We start from the raw sequence: 16,325 nt of genomic DNA, 5'->3' as shown, positions 1-16,325 counted from the left end.
CCCAACGGTGGAGGCTTCGATACCTCAGCCCGAATGGACTGGGTATCGCGGCGAGGACGCGTCAGTGCGCGGCGGCGCTGTTGATCAACCCCATGTCGGCGGAGGTCATGAGGCCTTCGATGTCCATGAGGATGAGCATGCGGTCGTTGACGCTGCCGATGCCGGTGATGAAGCTGGTGTCCACGGCGGTGTGCATCTCAGGAGCGGGCTTGATGGCGCCGCCATTGAGTTCGAGCACGTCGGACACGGAGTCGACCACGGCACCCACGACACGGCCCTTGACGTTGAGCACGATGACGACGGTGAAGCTGTTGTACTCGACGGTGTCGCAGTTGAGCTTGATGCGCAGGTCGACGATGGGAACGATCACGCCGCGCAGGTTGACCACGCCCTTGATGAAGGACGGGGCGTTGGCGATGCGCGTGGGTTGCTCGTAGGAGCGGATTTCCTGCACCTTGAGGATGTCGATGCCGTATTCCTCGGTGCCCAGGCGGAAGGTCAGGAACTCGCCGCCGGCGGCTGCCGCTGCACGGGCTGCTTCATGGCGTGCCACGTGCGTGGCGTCGTTGATCATGTTCATTTTGTGCCTTTCGGACAAGGTGCTGAATGGCTATCGGCACATTCGGCGAAAACTGAAGTCAGGCGATGGCCGCGTGTTCGACGTGCGCGTCGAGCTTGAACTGGCCGACCAGCTCGGTCAGGCGTGAGGCCTGCTCCTTGAGCGATTCGGCCGCGGCGGCGCTTTCCTCGACGAGGGCGGCGTTTTGCTGCGTCATCTTGTCCAGCTGCGTCACCGAGGTGTTGATCTGTCCAATGCCGTCGCTTTGCTCGCTGGATGCGGCGGTGATCTCGCCGATGATGTCCGTGACGCGTTGCACGGAATTCACGATGTCCTGCATGGTGGTGCCGGCATCGGCCACCAGGCGCGAGCCTGATTCCACCTTGTCGACGCTGGCGCCGATCAGGCCCTTGATTTCCTTGGCCGCTTCGGCGCTGCGCTGGGCCAGCGAGCGCACCTCGCCGGCCACGACCGCGAAGCCGCGGCCTTGCTCACCGGCGCGGGCGGCTTCCACCGCGGCGTTCAGCGCGAGGATGTTGGTCTGGAAGGCGATGCCGTCGATCACGCCGATGATGTCGCTGATCTTCTTGGACGAGCTGTTGATCTCGTTCATGGTGCTCACCACCTGCGACACCACGTGGCGGCCACGGGCGGCCACGTCGGCGGCGGAGGCGGCGAGCTGGTTGGCCTGGCGGGCGGAGTCGGCGGACTGCTTCACGGTGCCCGTGAGCTGCTCCATCGACGAGGCGGCCTGCTGCAGGTTGGCGGCGGCCTGTTCGGTGCGGTGGCTCAGGTCCAGGTTGCCCGAGGCGATCTCGGCCGAGGCGGTGCCGATGCTGTCGGTGGACTGGCGCACCTGGCCCACCATGCGCTGCAGCGCCTCCTGCATCTCGCCCAGCGCCTGCATCATCGCGGCGGTCTCGTCGCGGCCTTCCACCGTCACGTGGTGGCTCAGGTCGCCCGAGGCGATGGAGGTGGCCAGTTCGCGGGCCGTGTCCAGCGGCTTGCAGATGCTTTGCATGTTCATGAGCGTGAAGGGCACGACGATCAGCCCCACCACGCACAGCACGGCGATGTTCAGGATGAGCGCATTGCGGCCGGCGGCTTCGCGCTGGGCGCGGGCAGCGGCGGCGTCTTCGTCGAGCGCGGCCGACAGCTTCTGCACGCCGTCTTCCACGCCCGCCATGTTGCCCTTGGCGCGGGCCAGCATCTTGTCGGCCGTGCGGGCGTTGTCGTAGGCACCGTCTTCCACTTGGCCGATCACGCGCTTGGTGTCGGACACGTAGGCGTCCAACTTGGCCATGGTCTCGTTGGCCAGCGGCTTCTCGCGCTCGGTGGCGACGTTCACCACCTCGGTCAGCGTCTTCTTGGTCGCGGCGACCGAGGCCTGCCAGCGTTCCTTGATCTGGTTGACGGTGATCGCGCTCTCGTAGTTGATCACCATGTCCTTCTCGAGGCGGTTCACGTCGCCGATGTGGCGGTTCACGTCCTTGAGCAGGTTGGCCAGCTTCATCGAGTGGGCAATGAACTGGTCTGCCGCCTGTCGCTGCGATGCCATGGTCAGCATGCCCGTGGCGCCGACTGAGCACACCAGCGCGAGCACGACGAAGATGGTGCCGATCATCCGCGCGCGGATGGTCATGCGTCGCATGGCGGTGAGCAGCTTGTCCATGTCAGTGGTCCTGTGTCAGCGACTGGGCTCAGAAGGTTTCCCAGTCGTCATCGCCCTGGGACGATGACGGGGCGAACTGGGGCTGGGCTGGCGCCTGCACCGGGGCGGCCAGGGCGGGCTCCGGGCGGGTGTCGGTCTTCGGCGCAGCCTTGGCCGCGGGCTTGGGTTCGGCCTTGGCGGCGACGGGCTTGGTGCCAACAGGCTTGCTATCGGACTTCGGGGCCGGCTTGGCCACGGCCGGTGCTGTCGGCTTTGTGGCTGCGGGCTGGCCCATCACCGGGCCTTGGGGCACGTCCAGGCGGAAGGTGCCCACCACCTGGGCCAGGCGCACGGCTTGTTCCTTGAGCGATTCGGCGGCGGCAGCGCTTTGCTCCACCAGCGCGGCGTTCTGCTGCGTCATCTGGTCGAGCTGCACGACCGAGCTGTTGACCTGGCCGATGCCATCGCTCTGTTCGCTCGACGCGGCGGTGATCTCACCGATGATGTCCGTCACGCGCTGCACAGAGCCCACGATCTCCTGCATGGTCTGGCCGGCGTCGGCCACCAGCTTGGAACCGGACTCCACCTTCTCGACGCTCGCGCCGATCAGGCCCTTGATTTCCTTGGCGGCCTGCGCGCTGCGCTGGGCCAGCGAACGCACCTCACCGGCCACCACCGCGAAGCCGCGGCCTTGCTCGCCGGCGCGCGCCGCTTCCACTGCCGCATTCAGCGCGAGGATGTTGGTCTGGAAGGCGATGCCATCGATCACGCCGATGATGTCGCTGATCTTCTTGGACGAGTTGTTGATGTCGTCCATGGTGCTCACCACCTTGGACACCACCACGCCGCCGCGGGCGGCCACTTCGGCGGCGGAGGCGGCGAGCTGGTTGGCCTGGCGGGCGGAATCGGCGGACTGCTTCACGGTGCCCGTGAGGTGCTCCATCGACGACGCAGCCGCCTGCAGGTTCGAGGCGGTCTGCTCCGTGCGCACGCTCAGGTCCTGGTTGCCGGTGGCGATCTCCATCGACGCGGTGCTGATGCTGTCGGTGGCCGAGCGCACCTGGCCCACCATCTGGCGCAGCGAGGTCTGCATCTGGCCCAGGGCGCGCAGCAGGTCGCCCAGTTCGTCCTTTCGGTCGGACTGCACGGTGTGAGACAGGTCGTTGCCGGCGATCACGCGGGCCACGTCCACGGCTTCCCCGATGGGTTGGGTGACCGAGCGGGTGATGACCACCGCGCCGCCGATGCCCACGGCCAGGCTGGCGAGCACCAGCACGAGCATGGTCATCTTGGCCATCTGCACGTCGGCGGCGGCTTGCGCAGTGCGGCCGTCGGCCAGTTGCGTCTCGTACTTGCTGAGCTCGTCCATGGCCTTGAGGTAGCTCGCGGTCGCCGGTTGAAGCTTTTCCTTCAGCAGGGTTTCGACGGCGGGCTGGTCGGCGGCCTTGAACAGCTCCTGCAGCTTGGCGCGGTGCTCCAGGTATTCGGCACGTTGCTTGCCGATGAGGGCCATCAGCTCGCGGCCCTTGTCGCTGGTGATGGCCGCTTCCAGTTGCTTCTGGATGGTGGTGATCTCATCGGTGGTCGCCTTCACCAATGGACCGAAGTACTGCTCCATTTCCGGCAGTCCGGCGGCCTTGGCCACGGCGATGGTCCGGGTCGCATTGAGCTGCGATTTCTGCAGCCATTGGTCGGCGAGGTTGGCGCGGCGGCCGTACTCGGCGGTTGCTTCCAGGTTGGCCTGCGTCCTCGCAAGTTGCGTCACCGAGAAGGCGACCATCACCAGCAGCAGCGCCAGCACCAGGCCGAAGCCCAGCAGCAGTCGCGTGCGAATCCTGAGGTTGTTGAGTTTCATGGTGTCCACACCGGAAAACAGGGGGCCTGATGCGACGAACCGCGCATCGGCGCGGTTCGTGCGTCAGTTCAATCAATGCCGCGAGCGGCGAACCAGGCTGCCCACGTCCAGGATGAGGGCCACGCGGCCATCGCCCATGATCGTGGCGCCCGACACATCGTTGACCTTGCGGTAGTTGGCTTCGAGGTTCTTGACCACGACCTGTTGCTGGCCGAGCAGTTCGTCCACCAGCAGCGCCACGCGTCCGCCTTCGGCTTCCACGACGACCATGATCCCGGCGACGTGCTCGAAGTCGAAGCGCGGCACCTGGAACACGTCTTCAAGCCCGATCACCGGCATGTACTCGTCGCGCACTTCCACGACGCGGCCGGAGTTGCCGATGGTCTTGATGGTCTGGTCTTCCACCTGGAAGCTCTCGACCACGGACGACAGCGGGAGGATGTAGACCTCGTCGCCCACGCCCACACTCATGCCGTCCATGATCGCCAGGGTCAGCGGCAGGCGCACCGAGACGCGCATGCCGTAGCCGTCGGCGGAGTCGATCTCCACCGTGCCGCCCAGCGACGCGATGTTCTTCTTGACCACGTCCATGCCCACGCCGCGGCCGGACACGTCGGTCACCTGCTCGGCGGTGGAGAAGCCCGGCTCGAAGATCAGGTTCCACACTTCCGGATCGGTCAGCGAGTCCGGCGCATGGATGCCGCGCTCGCGGGCCTTGCTGATCAGCTTCTCGCGATTCAGGCCGCGGCCGTCGTCGCGCACTTCGATGACGATGCTGCCGCCCTGGTGAGAGGCCGACAGGGTGATGGTGCCGCTCTCGGGCTTGCCCTTGGCCAGGCGGTCCGCCGGCATCTCGATGCCGTGGTCGCAGGAGTTGCGCACCAGGTGGGTCAGCGGGTCGGTGATCTTCTCCACCAGGCCCTTGTCGAGCTCGGTGGCCTCGCCCTGCGTCACGAAGTCGACCTTCTTGCCCAGCTTGGCGGCGAGGTCGCGCAGCATGCGCGGGAAGCGGTTGAACACCACCGACATCGGAATCATGCGGATCGACATCACCGACTCTTGCAAGTCGCGGGTGTTGCGATCCAGGTCCGCCAGGCCCGCAGCGAGCTGCTGGTACAGGGCCGGGTCGATGTTCTTGCTGTTCTGCGCCAGCATCGCCTGCGTGATGACGAGTTCGCCCACGAGGTTGATGAGCTGGTCGACCTTCTCGACCGACACGCGCAGCGTGGAGCTTTCCAGCGCAGCGGCGGGGGCCTTGTCGGCCTTGACCGCGGTGCGGGCGGCGGCAGCCACCGGCGTCACGGCCTCGGGGGCGGACGGCGCGGAGGCGGCCTTCTCGGCAGCGGTCATCGACGGGGCGCCAGGGGCGTCGTCGAAGAAGCCGTAGCCCAGGTCCGGCTCGGCCTTGGCCGGTGCACCGGGGGCGCCTTCGTGGAAGCCGTAGCCGTCGTCGAAGGGCAGCAGCTGCACGTGCTCGCGGGCCACGTGGAAGGTGAACAGGTCCAGCAGGTCGTTGTCCGTGCTGGTGGTGATGATCTTGAAGCGGCGCATGCCCTCGACGGCCTGGCCGCCGTCGATGGGTTCGATGGTGCCCAGGTCGACGATCTCGGCGAACAGCTCGACGATGTTGTCGGCCTGCTTGGGATTGTCCAGCGGGCCCACGCGCACTTCCAGCGAGCGGGCCGGTGTGACGTTGCCGGGCGCCGGCATGGCCGATGCGGCAGGCATCGGCTCGGCCAGCACCGGCTTCGGCGCGGGCTTGGGTGCGGTGGCGATGGGCGTGACCGGCGCTTCGCCAGCCACCATCGCGCGGATGTTGAACAGCAGCTCGGTGGTGTCGATCTCCGGGCCGCCGCCGCCCTGGTGGCGGGCGAGCTGGGCGCGCAGCGCGTCGCCCGACTGCAGCAGCACGTCCACCATCGCGGCGGTGGGCTGCAGCTCGTGGCGGCGCAGCTTGTCCAGCAGCGTCTCCATCTGGTGCGTCAGCTCGGCCACGTCGGCAAAGCCGAAGGTCGCCGCGCCACCCTTCACCGAGTGCGCGCAGCGGAAGATGGAGTTGAGTTCCTCGTCGTCGGCCGCCTCGATGTTGATCTCGAGGAGCTGCTGCTCCATCCGGTCCAGGTTCTCGCCGGCCTCTTCGAAGAAGACCTGGTAGAACTGGCTCAGGTCGATCCCGGCGCTGAGGCTTGCACCTTCTGATGTCATCTCGCCCATGGCGTGCTCTCCGTGTACGTGTCGTCCTGTCGTAGCGGCGCTTGCGTTCAGCGCACGACTTTCTTGATGACTTCCAGGAGCTTGGCCGGGTCGAACGGCTTGACCAGCCAGCCGGTGGCACCGGCGCTGCGGCCCGCCTGCTTCATCTGGTCGCTCGACTCGGTGGTGAGGATCAGGATGGGCGTGGCCTTGAACTTCGGGTTGTCCCGCAGTTTCTTGGTCAGGCTGATGCCGTCCATGCGGGGCATGTTCTGGTCGGTGAGCACGAGGTCGAAGTCCCGGCTGCCGGCCTTTTCCCAGGCGTCTTGCCCGTCCACCGCTTCCACCACGTTGTAGCCCGCGCTCTTGAGCGTGAAGGTCACCATCTGGCGCATGGAAGCAGAGTCGTCCACGGCGAGGATTGAATGCATTTCGTTCTCCGAGAATTTCGTAGATGTCGGTCGGTTCGACGGTTTCTTAAAACAATTCGATGGAACCGGCGTCCATCTCATCCTGGGTGACGGGGTTCGGGCGCAGCGGCGCTTCTTCCACCACGGCGGCCCCTTCCTCGTCCTCGCCCATCGCCACCCGGGCGATCTGGTCGGCGCAGGAACGAAGCCGCTTGTTGGTGTGCGTGATCAGTTGCGAAGCCATGTCCTGGAACTGCAGCGCGGTGACCGCACCGCCGAGCTTTTGCATCAGCTCGGGGTAGGCCTCGGCGTGGCCGCCGCTGGCCTGCTGGGCGGCCATGAGCGCCTGGAGCTGCTCGGAGGCGCCATAAAAGCTTTGCGCAAGGACGTCGCAGGCGTCGGACAGCAGGGTCTGAAGTCGGTCCAGGTCATTCGTGGCCGTCATCAGGTGGTCTTGCAAGTCGGCGGCCGCGAGCAGGGGCAACGCGGTCCCTTCGTTCTGCTCGGTGGCTTCATTCATCAGCTTCGTGCTCCACGGAAAAGCTTTCTTGTTCGACGCTTTCCGGACGCTTTGCCTGCCGCAGACGCGGGAAGCGGCGCATTCGGTGCGCATACGAGCCATTTTCGGCAGCGGGCCGGCGGACATTAGCCCAATCACCCGGCAAAACACCCTGCATCTCTGGCCTGATCGTGACGGGCTGCGCATTGCCTTCGTGATTGCTTGGGGATGACGCTGGGCCATGGCTGCGGGCATACTTCACGAATGACGTCTCCCCCGCCCGAGCGGTCCCTGCGCGTCCTGCACATCGAGGATTCCGAACTCGATCACGAGCTGACGCTCGCGCACCTGCGGCGCGGCGGCATCAAGCCCGAAGCCCTGCGGGTCGACACCGAAGCCGACTACCTGAAGGCGCTGGACGAGGACTGGGACGTCATCGTCTCCGACTACAACCTTCCGGGTTTCTCCGGACTCATCGCGCTGGACCTGCTCAAGGCGCAGGGCCTGGACATTCCCTTCGTGCTGGTGTCGGGCGAGATCGGCGAGGACACGGCGGTCGAGGCCATGCGCAACGGCGCCAGCGACTACCTGCTCAAGAACAACCTGGCGCGGCTGGTGCCGGCACTCTTGCACGCCATCGAGGCGGCGGAGACGCGGCGCGCCCGCGAGCGGGCCGACCGCGAGCTGGGCGTGTCCAAGCAGCGGCTGCACGAACTCGCCCAGCACTTGCAGACCAGCATCGAGATGGAGCGCGCAGCCATCGCCCGGGAAATCCATGACGACGTCGGTGGCTCGCTCACCGCGCTGAAGTTCGACCTGGCCTGGATGGCCCGGCATTCGCAGGAACCCGGGGTGCAGGCGCGGGTGAACAGCGCGCTGGAGACCGTGTCGCTGGCCATCGAGGCCAGCCAGCGCATCATGCACAACCTGCGGCCGGCCATTCTTGAACAGGGCCTGGTGGCCGCCTTGCAGTGGATGACCGGCCGCTTCGAGCGCCGCACCGGCGTGACCTGCGTGCTGCGCACGCCGCAGTCGGCGCTGCCCGCGCTGCAGCATCTGCCCGCGGGCGTGCCGCTGGTGGCCTACCGCGTGGCCCAGGAGGCGCTGACCAACATCACCAAGCATGCGCACGCCACGCGCGTCGAGATCGACCTGGCGCTGGCCGGCGGCGTGCTGTCCCTGGAAGTGTCCGACAACGGCCGCGGCCTGAGCCAGGAAGACCTTGCCAAGGCGAGGTCCTTCGGCATCCGCGGCCTGCACGAACGCGCGCGCACCGTCGACGGCTGGGTCGATCTCAGCAGTGGCCCTGCTGGCACAACGCTCATTCTCTCGGTACCCTTGTCAGAACCCGATGGCACGCGACAGGACCCACCTGGCGCGGCACATGAGATCGAAGATCCGACGGGTTGGGGAGATCTATGATCAAAGTGATTCTCTGCGACGATCACGCCCTCATTCGTCGCGGCATCCGGGACACCTTGTCCGACGCTCCGGACATCCAGGTGGTGGGCGAAGCCGGCGACTACGGCGAATTGCGCAACCTCATGCGCAACACGCCCTGCGACGTGCTGGTGCTGGACATCAACCTGCCGGGCCGAAGCGGCTTGGACGTACTGCACGTGCTCAAGGACGAAGGCACGACGATGCGCGTGCTGGTGGTGTCCATGTACCCCGAAGACCAGTACGCCATCCGCGCGCTGCGGGCGGGCGCCTTCGGCTACGTCAACAAGGGCGGCGACCCGGCCATCATCGTGCAGGCAGTGCGCACGGTGGCCCAGGGCCGCAAGTACGTCACGCCCGAGATCGCGCAGATGCTGGTGGAAAGCCTCACCACGCCGCAGACCGAGATGGCACACGAGAAGTTGTCGGACCGCGAGCTGCAGACGCTGGTGATGATCGCCTCGGGCAAGCGGCTGTCGGACATTGCCGACGACCTCATGCTCAGCCCGAAGACGGTGAGCGTCTACCGGGCCCGTGTGCTGGAGAAGCTCGGGCTGCAGAACAACTCGGAGCTGACGGTCTACGCGATCCGCAACGGGCTGGTGGGCAGCTGAGGCTCTGACGGCGGATCGCCGACACGTGTACATGATCATGCACGTTTGCATTCTTGTTTTTGCACGTTTATGATCGATTCGTGCCTGTTGACCTGCCCCTTGCCCGCCGTGACCTGATTGCCGACCGCCTCGCCCGGGGGCAGGCCGTCACTGCCGCGGCACTCGCCACCGAGTTCGACGTGTCGGAAGACGCCATCCGGCGAGACCTGCGCGCCCTCGCTGCCGAGGGCCGCTGCCGCCGCGTGTACGGCGGGGCGTTGCCGCTGGCCCCGGGCAGCAAGCCCATGGTCGTGCGCATCGACGAGGCGCGCGACCGCAAGGCTGCGCTGGCCCGCAAGGCTGCGGCGACCATCCAGCCCGGCGAGTTCGTTTTCCTCGATGCGGCCAGCACCAACGTCGCACTGGCCGAGGCACTGCCCGAAGACCATGAGCTGACGATCGCCACCAACTCCATCGACATCGCCGCCACGGTGTTGCGACGCTCCGACCTGCGGCTCATCATGGTCGGCGGCACCGTCGATCCCGCGGTTGGCGGCTGCGTGGATGCGGCGGCGGTGCAGGCCATCGCCGGCATGAACATCGACCGCTGTTTCCTCGGCACCTGCGCGGTCAGCCCGGCGGGCGGCGTGGCGGCCATCCACCATGCCGATGCGCTCTTCAAGCGGGCTGTGCTGTCCGCCAGCCAGACCTGCATCGCCCTGGCCACCAGCGAGAAGCTCAAGGCGAAGGCCCCGCACCGCGTCGCACCGATCAGCGACTTCGACCAGGTCATCGTCGAGTTCGATGCGCCCGAGGCGGCCCTGGATTCGCTGCGAAGCGCAGGCACGGCCGTCGTCAAGGCCGATCGCCCTGCCTGATCCGAACCACCTTCCAGCGCCAACCACCGCCCATGGCCTCTTCCGATACGCCACAGTCCCGCCTGTCCACGCGGCTTGCCTTCTGGGTGGCCGGCTTCGCCGTGTCCTGCTGGGCACCCCTCGTGCCGTTCGCGAAGCAGCGGCTCGCCGTCGATGACAGCACGCTCGGGCTGTTGCTGCTGTGCCTGGGCATTGGCTCCGTGGCCGCCATGCTGCGCACCGGGCCGCTGTGCGCCCGCTATGGCTGCAAGCCCGTCATCATCAGCGGTGGCATGGGCCTCGTCGTGCTGCTGCCGGCACTGGCGGTCGTCGACACGCCGCTCTTGCTGGCGCTGGTGCTGTTCGGCTTCGGCGGCGCGCTCGGCTCGCTGGACGTGGCCATGAACGTCCAGGCCGTGGAGGTCGAGCGCGATGCGAAGCGCCCGCTGATGTCGGGCTTCCATGCGCTGTTCAGCGTCGGCGGCTTTGCGGGGGCTGCGCTCATGACCTTCCTGCTGTCGCTGTCGCTCAGCCCGCTGGCCGGCACGCTCATCTGTTCTACGTTGATGTTGGTCGCGATGGTGGTCACGGCGCCCAGGCTGCTGGTCACGGCGAAGACATCGGAAGGCGCATTGCTCGTGATCCCGCGTGGCCCGGTGCTGCTGATCGCCGCGTTGGCGGCGGTGATGTTCCTGGTCGAAGGCGCCTTGCTCGACTGGAGTGCCCTGCTGCTCACCGACACCGGCCTGGTGGGTGCGGCACAGGCCGGTATCGGGTATGCGGTGTTCTCCGTCGCGATGACGGCGGGTCGCTTCGGCGGCGATGCCATCACCGCCCGCTTCGGCGACCTCAAGGTGATGGTGTGGGGGGGACTGGTCGGGATCGGCGGCTTCGCCGTCCTGCTGCTGGCACCCCACATGGGCATGGCGATGGCGGGTTTCCTGCTGATCGGCTTCGGCGCGTCCAACATCGTGCCGGTGCTCTTTCGCCGAGCCGGGGCGCAGCGCGCCATGCCGGCCGCGCTGGCCATCGCGGCGATCACCACCACGGGCTATGCCGGCCACCTGATGGGGCCGGCTACGGTGGGGCTGGTGTCCAAGAGCGTGGGCCTGCCCGGCGCGTTCTGGGTGCTGGCGGGGCTGATGTGCCTGGTGCCGGTGTTTGCGTGGACGGTGACCGGAGAACCTGCTTCCGACGGCGTCAGCGTCGAGGTGCCGTGAGCCGCACCGACCAGCTCACGGCTGGCCCGGCATGCTGGCGCAGTACCACTCGATGTCGGCCGATGCCCTTTGCTGCTCGAGCCATTCGCTGAACAGCTGCCGTTCGATCAGGTCCCGCGTGGCTTCGTCCAGACTGGCTTCGGCGATGGACTGCACCTGGACCACCCAGGTGCCATCGGCAGAGTCGATCGGGGCCAGCAATTCGCCCGCAGCCGCATCGAACACTCGAGAAGACACAGGCGTGGCGACGGGCCCGCGGCGAAGCCTCCGGAACAGGCTGGCCTCGGACGCATTGCCACGCCGGAACCGATCTTGCGCCGCGGTGAAGAAATCGACCCCCCCGCCTGGATGTCCGCATGGATTTGCCGCGCTTCATCACGATTCGTGAAGTGGATCTGGGCGATGTGTGCGACGTCGAGATCGCCACGGTGCCGTTCGAAATGCTCGTCGACGCGGCCGGCAGCAATGCGCGATCGCAAGAGCGCCACGGCCGCGTGGTCGACGGCGAGGCCTTCCAGCTCAGTGTCGCTGAGTCCGCGCTGGTCCATCCAGCGGCGTGTGTCTGCCGCGGTGTAGAGACGATGGGCGCGCCGCAGCCCCTCGACGGCGCGCTGCAACTCCAGGTCCGAGACTTCGGTCGGGTGCTGCTTCAACTGCGCCTGGACCAGGCAGGCATCCACCAGGCGCGTCGCGGCCGCAGTGTCGTGCGCCGGGCCATCGAGATGAGCGATGGCCTGCTCGACCGTCATCACGCTGCCATTCACGCGCAGCAGGTCGCCCTCGTTCTGGCGCCGGGCGCCGCGTGCCAGCCATGGCGATGCGCCATCGCGGCAAAGCGTCAGCGTGAGCGTGCGGTCCGGTGGCAAGCGCAGCAGTGCGTCGCATCGGACCTGTCCCTCCGCGTCCGTGCTGGAACAAAGCAGGCGAAGCGGTCCGTCTTGACGATCCATCGGCTGCGCGCATGCGCGGGGCGAGTCCTCAAGCGCCAACAGGCGGGCGATCGTGTCCATCACCAGTTCGGCATTCGGCAGGGTCATGCGCAGGCTCCCATGCAGTCGGCGGGAGCGGGCGAGGGCAGGGGGTGCCTCGGTTCGTGCGCCATCAGCAAGTCGCACATCGCCTCGCTGATCGGCAGGCCGGTCAGATGCTCGATCCATTGGTATTGCCCGTTCGGGTTGATTTCCAGAAACACGTAGCGGCCCTCGGGCGTCACGATCATGTCGATGGCGCCATAGCAAAGGCCCAGCCTTTGCACGAGCAGCAGGCAGCACTGCTCGATCTCGGCAGGCAGGCAGTGTCTGGCGTGTGGCGTGTTGGCCAGGTCGTAGTGGCGCCAATCGTGGCGTGCGCGCTGGCTTTGCTGTGAATGAATCTCCGCGGCGAAGACCCGGCGTCCGACGATGGTGATCCGAAGCTCGATCCGCTTGGGCACATAGGCCTGGAAGATCACCGGACCGAATCGGATGCTTTGCGCATGGCCGAGTTCGAACCGGTCGACCGGCTCCGTGTAGCGAGCCAAGGCGCCGCCAAAGTGATTGTTGAAGAGCGTGCTCGGCGCCTTGCTGATCACCCGGCCCTGGTGGCGACGATAGAAGTCGAGGAACTCGTCCGGGTCGTTGGAGACCAGCGTGGGCGGCAGCTCGAAGCCGACCGCACCGGCGATCGCGAGCTGGGCCGCCTTGAGATCTGCGCGAGCGATCACCGACGGCGTCGCGGGCACGATGCGGCAAGGCAGCAGATTCCAGATGTCCCACATCCAGTGCGCGCATTCCGCTTCGAGGTAGCCGCGATGGGCTTCATCGACCTCGGCGTGCGGCACGGGGGCGTGCGGCCTGCGATACCACAGGGCGCCCAGTTCATGCAGTGCGATCCGTTCTCCGGCTTGGGTGAGCGTGACGGTCTGACCGCCACGCGCGTCCAGCGCCACCGACATGGACGCCCGTGACGGAAAGTCCGCTGGATCGAACCGGGCCACGTCGGCGCCTCGCGCCTTCAATTTCGCGATCACCTGGTTCGCAGTCCGGTCGCTGGGTTCGGTGACGACGAGGATCAATGCGTTCTCCTTGCGCATGGCGAACCCTGGCCACTAGCCGCGGGCAAGCGGCCAAGGTGGACGTTTCAGTTCAGTCCGGGTGCTTGCCGCCCGGATTCGTCGCGTCGCTGTCCGCCAGCGGCGTGGTGTGCAGCGCCGGCGAGATGCCGCCGGACACCAGCGCCAGGTCCTGCGGCGACAGCTCGTATCCCTCCAGCGGGAGGTCGTTCAGTTCTGTGCGAGGCGAGTCCTCTTTCCGAGGCTTGGCGACGTGGGAACCTTGGTCGTTGCTCATGAAATTCTCCTGTGTTGAAAAGTCGACCCCGTGCGAAGGCCCGAGGGGCCAGGAAGCGCTGCGGCCACGGAGTCAAGACATGCCGGCAGCCGAAGGGAAGACCGCAACGGCGCTTGAAATGCGGACATGGACTTGATCGACAACCTAGGGGGCCGGCACGCCTTCGTGCGACACGTTCGCGGCGGCACACCGTTTGCCGCTCTTCGGAACTTGCCACTCCCAGAAGGACTCGCCATGAAGGCAACAATCTTGAAATCGGCTGTTGCTGCGGCACTTTGCGCAGCCGGGTGTGTGAGTTTTGCCCAGACCTCCAGCGACTCGAACGCGTCGGGCAGCCTCGGCAACAGCTCGTCCACCTACCCGCAGGATGTGAATGCCACCTCGCCCGGCATGGATGGCACCAACACCTCAGGCACGGGTTCAGCCAAGGCGGCGAACGAGTTGCGGGGCAGCCGGAGTTGCTCTGGGCTGAGCGACCGCCAGACTGAACGTGCTTGCCGCGAAGGCTTTCCCACGCAGCACGCGAACCAGCCGTTCGTGTCGAGCCAGAGCGATGGTGGCGGCTTGACGGACGACCAGGCCGACTGAGTCGAGGGTGCCGCGGACGGGGTGTGACTGGCTCGGCCGCCAGCCGCCACCCGGTCCGCCCGCTCGCTCCAGACGCTGGCCGCCATCACGACCGCGAAGGTCGCCAGCATGCTGAACGCAGGCGGTGATCAGTGCGCCTTCGGACAGGAAGGCGGCGGTGAGCCTCAGGGCTCCAGCTCCGCCGCCACCTTGCGCAGCCACTGCGCGTTCCAGCTCAGCTCCTTCGATTCGAGCTCGGCCACGAGCTTGCGCACCCAGGCCAGCTCCGCGCGGATCATCGTGATCTTGTAGTCCTCCTCGATGAGGAAGAGGCGGGGCAGGCCGTTGTCCATCGCCTGCTTGACGCCGGCCTGTGCATCGGCGAGGCGGGTCTCCAGCGTGGCCAGGCGCTGCGCCAGCTGGCGGGCGACATCCTTGGGCGCCAGCACCGGCAGGAAGGCCAGGGCCGCGGGAAAGTCCGGGAACTCGTTGCCGGGCTCGGCCAGCATGTCCTTGAGCCAGCGCGACAGCGTCTGCGAGCCCTCCTCGGTGATCTCGTAGACCACGCGCTCGGGCCGGCCTTCGTCCTGCAGGGTCTGCTGCACGCGGATGAGTTCGGTGCGCAGCAGGCGCGCAATGGTCTGGTAGACGCTGTTGCGCTGGGCCACGTTCACCACGCTGTCCTTGCCGCGCTGCTTGATGAGTTCGTGCATGCGGTAGGCGTGCATGGGCGCCTCGGCCAGGAAGGCCAGCACGGTCATCGCCAGGGGGGAGCGCTGTCGGGCACGTTCGGTCATGGCCGCATTGTCGCGCATGGTTTTGCGTTTCATAGTCATTGTATGTATAGTTCGCTTCACACTAGTCATTAAATGATTAGTTATCGAATGACCTGACAAATTGACCTGACAGCCAAACCAGGAGGCCGACATGCATCCCACCCTTTCCAACTCACCTCACCGCAAGGCCCTCATCGCGGGCGGCGGCATCGCCGGCGCAGTCTGTGCCATCGCCTTGCACAAGGCCGGCATCGAGGCCGAGATCCACGAGGCCTTCGACCGCGGCGCCGACGGCGTGGGCGCCTACCTCACGCTGGGCGTGAACGGCATCGATGCGCTGCGCGTGGTCGGCATCGATGCGCTGTCGCTGGGCGGGTTCGACACGCCGCGCATGGCGCTGCATCTGTCCGACGGTTCGCTGCTGGCCGAGTTCGACAACGGCCCGCGCCGCACCGACGGCATCGTGGCGCGCACCATCAAGCGGTCCGACCTGTACCAGGCCTTGCGCGACGAAGCCTTGCGCCGCGGCATCGCCGTGCACTACGGCCGCCGCCTGGCCGATGCGAGGCCCGAGCCCGGCGGCGTTGTCGCGCGTTTCACCGACGGCAGCCAGGCGCGCGGCGACCTGCTCATCGGAGCTGATGGCCTGCACTCCCGGCTGCGCGGCATCATCGACCCGAAGGCGCCGCAGCCTTCTTACGTCGGGCTGCTGAACGTGGGCGGCTACGCCCGCGGCGTGCCGGTGGACGTGCAGCCGGGCACCATGCACATGTACTTCGGCAAGCGCTGCTTCTTCGGGATGATCCTCGACCCGCAAGGCGAAGTCTGGTGGTTCGCCAACCCGGCCTGGCCCAAGGAGCCGCGCCGCGGCGAGCTGGCCGCCATGGGCGACGAGGCCTGGCGCGAGCGGCTGCTGGCGATGGTGGCGGACGACGACACGCCGGCGGCGCGCATCATCCGCGGCAGCCAGCAGATGTTCTCGCCGTGGGCGACGCACGACATGCCGCATGTGCCGGTGTGGCACCGCGACCGCATGGTGCTCATCGGCGATGCAGCGCATGCCACCTCGCCTTCGTCGGGGCAGGGCGCGTCGATGGCCATCGAGGACGCCGTCACGCTCGCGCGCTGCCTGCGCGACGAGCCATCCATCGACTCCGCCTTCGTGCGCTACGACGGCCTGCGCCGCGACCGCGTGGAGCGCGTCGTCGCCCAGGGCCGCAAGAACGGCAGCGGCAAGGCGCCCGGTCCGCTGGGGCGATGGATGCGCGACGGCATCCTGCGGCTGGTCTTTGCGCACAACGATGGCTCGGTGCCCAAGACCATGCGGTGGATCTACGACCACCACATCAGCTGGGAACGCAGCGCCGTCTGATCGGCT

Annotated in this window: 16 protein-coding genes; 6 read left to right on the top strand and 10 right to left on the bottom strand. The window is 67.0% G+C overall.

The window, feature by feature from the left end; all coding sequences use genetic code 11:
• Positions 1–61 precede the first annotated feature (61 nt).
• The 6 genes from DZC73_RS10630 to DZC73_RS10605 all read right to left on the bottom strand — a co-directional run bounded on the left by DZC73_RS10630 (position 62) and on the right by DZC73_RS10605 (position 7,188).
• Complete coding sequence (locus DZC73_RS10630; RefSeq protein ID WP_124540184.1) at positions 62–580, bottom strand: chemotaxis protein CheW; 519 nt, start codon at positions 578–580, stop codon at positions 62–64.
• 58 nt (positions 581–638) lie between these two features.
• Entirely contained in the window at positions 639–2,231 is a 1,593-nt protein-coding gene (locus tag DZC73_RS30590; RefSeq protein WP_124540183.1) for a methyl-accepting chemotaxis protein, read from the bottom strand.
• 28 nt (positions 2,232–2,259) lie between these two features.
• Positions 2,260–4,065 carry a methyl-accepting chemotaxis protein gene (locus tag DZC73_RS10620; RefSeq protein WP_124540182.1) on the bottom strand — a complete coding sequence of 602 codons (1,806 nt, stop codon included), beginning with the start codon at positions 4,063–4,065 and terminating at the stop codon, positions 2,260–2,262.
• A gap of 72 nt (positions 4,066–4,137) precedes the next feature.
• Positions 4,138–6,279, bottom strand: a complete 2,142-nt coding sequence (locus DZC73_RS10615) for a chemotaxis protein CheA (RefSeq protein WP_124540181.1) — start codon at positions 6,277–6,279, stop codon at positions 4,138–4,140.
• Positions 6,280–6,326: 47 nt separating this feature from the next.
• Positions 6,327–6,689: a response regulator gene (locus DZC73_RS10610; protein ID WP_124540180.1), complete on the bottom strand. Its 363-nt coding sequence runs from the start codon at positions 6,687–6,689 to the stop codon at positions 6,327–6,329.
• A gap of 46 nt (positions 6,690–6,735) precedes the next feature.
• Positions 6,736–7,188 carry a hypothetical protein gene (locus DZC73_RS10605; RefSeq protein ID WP_124540397.1) on the bottom strand — a complete coding sequence of 151 codons (453 nt, stop codon included), beginning with the start codon at positions 7,186–7,188 and terminating at the stop codon, positions 6,736–6,738.
• A 243-nt stretch (positions 7,189–7,431) separates the two neighbouring features.
• Here DZC73_RS10605 and DZC73_RS10600 point away from each other — a divergent pair, with 243 nt between their 5' ends.
• The 4 genes from DZC73_RS10600 (at position 7,432) to DZC73_RS10585 (ending at position 11,277) form a co-directional block, all read left to right on the top strand.
• A complete protein-coding gene (locus tag DZC73_RS10600) occupies positions 7,432–8,589 on the top strand; it encodes a hybrid sensor histidine kinase/response regulator (protein WP_124540179.1) in 1,158 nt (385 codons plus the stop codon).
• Positions 8,586–9,221, top strand: coding sequence for a response regulator (locus tag DZC73_RS10595; RefSeq protein ID WP_124540178.1), 636 nt, complete (start codon positions 8,586–8,588; stop codon positions 9,219–9,221). Before DZC73_RS10600 ends, DZC73_RS10595 begins: the two co-directional genes overlap by 4 nt.
• 80 nt (positions 9,222–9,301) lie before the next feature.
• Complete coding sequence (locus DZC73_RS10590; RefSeq protein WP_124540177.1) at positions 9,302–10,078, top strand: DeoR/GlpR family DNA-binding transcription regulator; 777 nt, start codon at positions 9,302–9,304, stop codon at positions 10,076–10,078.
• Between the two features lie 32 nt (positions 10,079–10,110).
• A complete protein-coding gene (locus DZC73_RS10585; RefSeq protein WP_124540176.1) occupies positions 10,111–11,277 on the top strand; it encodes an MFS transporter in 1,167 nt (388 codons plus the stop codon).
• 107 nt (positions 11,278–11,384) lie between these two features.
• Here DZC73_RS10585 and DZC73_RS10580 read toward each other — a convergent pair whose 3' ends face one another.
• Genes DZC73_RS10580 through DZC73_RS10570 form a run of 3 tightly spaced genes read right to left on the bottom strand, consistent with a single transcriptional unit; the run spans position 11,385 to position 13,604 of the window.
• Complete coding sequence (locus tag DZC73_RS10580) at positions 11,385–12,314, bottom strand: hypothetical protein (RefSeq protein ID WP_124540175.1); 930 nt, start codon at positions 12,312–12,314, stop codon at positions 11,385–11,387.
• Positions 12,311–13,348 carry an MvdC/MvdD family ATP grasp protein gene (locus tag DZC73_RS10575; protein ID WP_328589496.1) on the bottom strand — a complete coding sequence of 346 codons (1,038 nt, stop codon included), beginning with the start codon at positions 13,346–13,348 and terminating at the stop codon, positions 12,311–12,313. Before DZC73_RS10575 ends, DZC73_RS10580 begins: the two co-directional genes overlap by 4 nt.
• Positions 13,349–13,400: 52 nt before the next feature.
• Positions 13,401–13,604: a hypothetical protein gene (locus DZC73_RS10570; protein WP_124540174.1), complete on the bottom strand. Its 204-nt coding sequence runs from the start codon at positions 13,602–13,604 to the stop codon at positions 13,401–13,403.
• 126 nt (positions 13,605–13,730) lie between these two features.
• Here DZC73_RS10570 and DZC73_RS10565 point away from each other — a divergent pair, with 126 nt between their 5' ends.
• The gene (locus DZC73_RS10565; protein WP_124540173.1) at positions 13,731–14,192 is read left to right on the top strand and encodes a hypothetical protein; all 462 of its coding nucleotides are present in this window, start codon (positions 13,731–13,733) and stop codon (positions 14,190–14,192) included.
• A 164-nt stretch (positions 14,193–14,356) separates the two neighbouring features.
• Here DZC73_RS10565 and DZC73_RS10560 read toward each other — a convergent pair whose 3' ends face one another.
• Positions 14,357–14,968 (bottom strand): PadR family transcriptional regulator, encoded by a 612-nt coding sequence (locus tag DZC73_RS10560; RefSeq protein WP_124540172.1) that lies wholly within the window; start codon positions 14,966–14,968, stop codon positions 14,357–14,359.
• Between the two features lie 130 nt (positions 14,969–15,098).
• Here DZC73_RS10560 and DZC73_RS10555 point away from each other — a divergent pair, with 130 nt between their 5' ends.
• Positions 15,099–16,319, top strand: coding sequence for an FAD-dependent monooxygenase (locus tag DZC73_RS10555; RefSeq protein WP_124540171.1), 1,221 nt, complete (start codon positions 15,099–15,101; stop codon positions 16,317–16,319).
• Positions 16,320–16,325 lie beyond the last annotated feature (6 nt).

Source organism: Rhizobacter terrae (genome assembly GCF_003852895.1).
GTDB classification, from domain to species: Bacteria; Pseudomonadota; Gammaproteobacteria; order Burkholderiales; family Burkholderiaceae_C; genus Albitalea; species Albitalea terrae.
Note: the sequence above shows the minus strand (reverse complement) of the source record. Positions and strands in the feature narration are given on the sequence as shown.

What these genes read in the sequence shown, in the direction of transcription:
- DZC73_RS10630 (WP_124540184.1), bottom strand. Translation starts at nt 580, where the DNA reads ATGAACATGATCAACGACGCCACGCACGTGGCACGCCATGAAGCAGCC.
- DZC73_RS30590 (WP_124540183.1), bottom strand. Translation starts at nt 2,231, where the DNA reads ATGGACAAGCTGCTCACCGCCATGCGACGCATGACCATCCGCGCGCGG.
- DZC73_RS10620 (WP_124540182.1), bottom strand. Translation starts at nt 4,065, where the DNA reads ATGAAACTCAACAACCTCAGGATTCGCACGCGACTGCTGCTGGGCTTC.
- DZC73_RS10615 (WP_124540181.1), bottom strand. Translation starts at nt 6,279, where the DNA reads ATGGGCGAGATGACATCAGAAGGTGCAAGCCTCAGCGCCGGGATCGAC.
- DZC73_RS10610 (WP_124540180.1), bottom strand. Translation starts at nt 6,689, where the DNA reads ATGCATTCAATCCTCGCCGTGGACGACTCTGCTTCCATGCGCCAGATG.
- DZC73_RS10605 (WP_124540397.1), bottom strand. Translation starts at nt 7,188, where the DNA reads ATGAATGAAGCCACCGAGCAGAACGAAGGGACCGCGTTGCCCCTGCTC.
- DZC73_RS10600 (WP_124540179.1), top strand. Translation starts at nt 7,432, where the DNA reads ATGACGTCTCCCCCGCCCGAGCGGTCCCTGCGCGTCCTGCACATCGAG.
- DZC73_RS10595 (WP_124540178.1), top strand. Translation starts at nt 8,586, where the DNA reads ATGATCAAAGTGATTCTCTGCGACGATCACGCCCTCATTCGTCGCGGC.
- DZC73_RS10585 (WP_124540176.1), top strand. Translation starts at nt 10,111, where the DNA reads ATGGCCTCTTCCGATACGCCACAGTCCCGCCTGTCCACGCGGCTTGCC.
- DZC73_RS10580 (WP_124540175.1), bottom strand. Translation starts at nt 12,314, where the DNA reads ATGACCCTGCCGAATGCCGAACTGGTGATGGACACGATCGCCCGCCTG.
- DZC73_RS10575 (WP_328589496.1), bottom strand. Translation starts at nt 13,348, where the DNA reads ATGCGCAAGGAGAACGCATTGATCCTCGTCGTCACCGAACCCAGCGAC.
- DZC73_RS10570 (WP_124540174.1), bottom strand. Translation starts at nt 13,604, where the DNA reads ATGAGCAACGACCAAGGTTCCCACGTCGCCAAGCCTCGGAAAGAGGAC.
- DZC73_RS10565 (WP_124540173.1), top strand. Translation starts at nt 13,731, where the DNA reads ATGGACTTGATCGACAACCTAGGGGGCCGGCACGCCTTCGTGCGACAC.
- DZC73_RS10560 (WP_124540172.1), bottom strand. Translation starts at nt 14,968, where the DNA reads ATGACCGAACGTGCCCGACAGCGCTCCCCCCTGGCGATGACCGTGCTG.
- DZC73_RS10555 (WP_124540171.1), top strand. Translation starts at nt 15,099, where the DNA reads ATGCATCCCACCCTTTCCAACTCACCTCACCGCAAGGCCCTCATCGCG.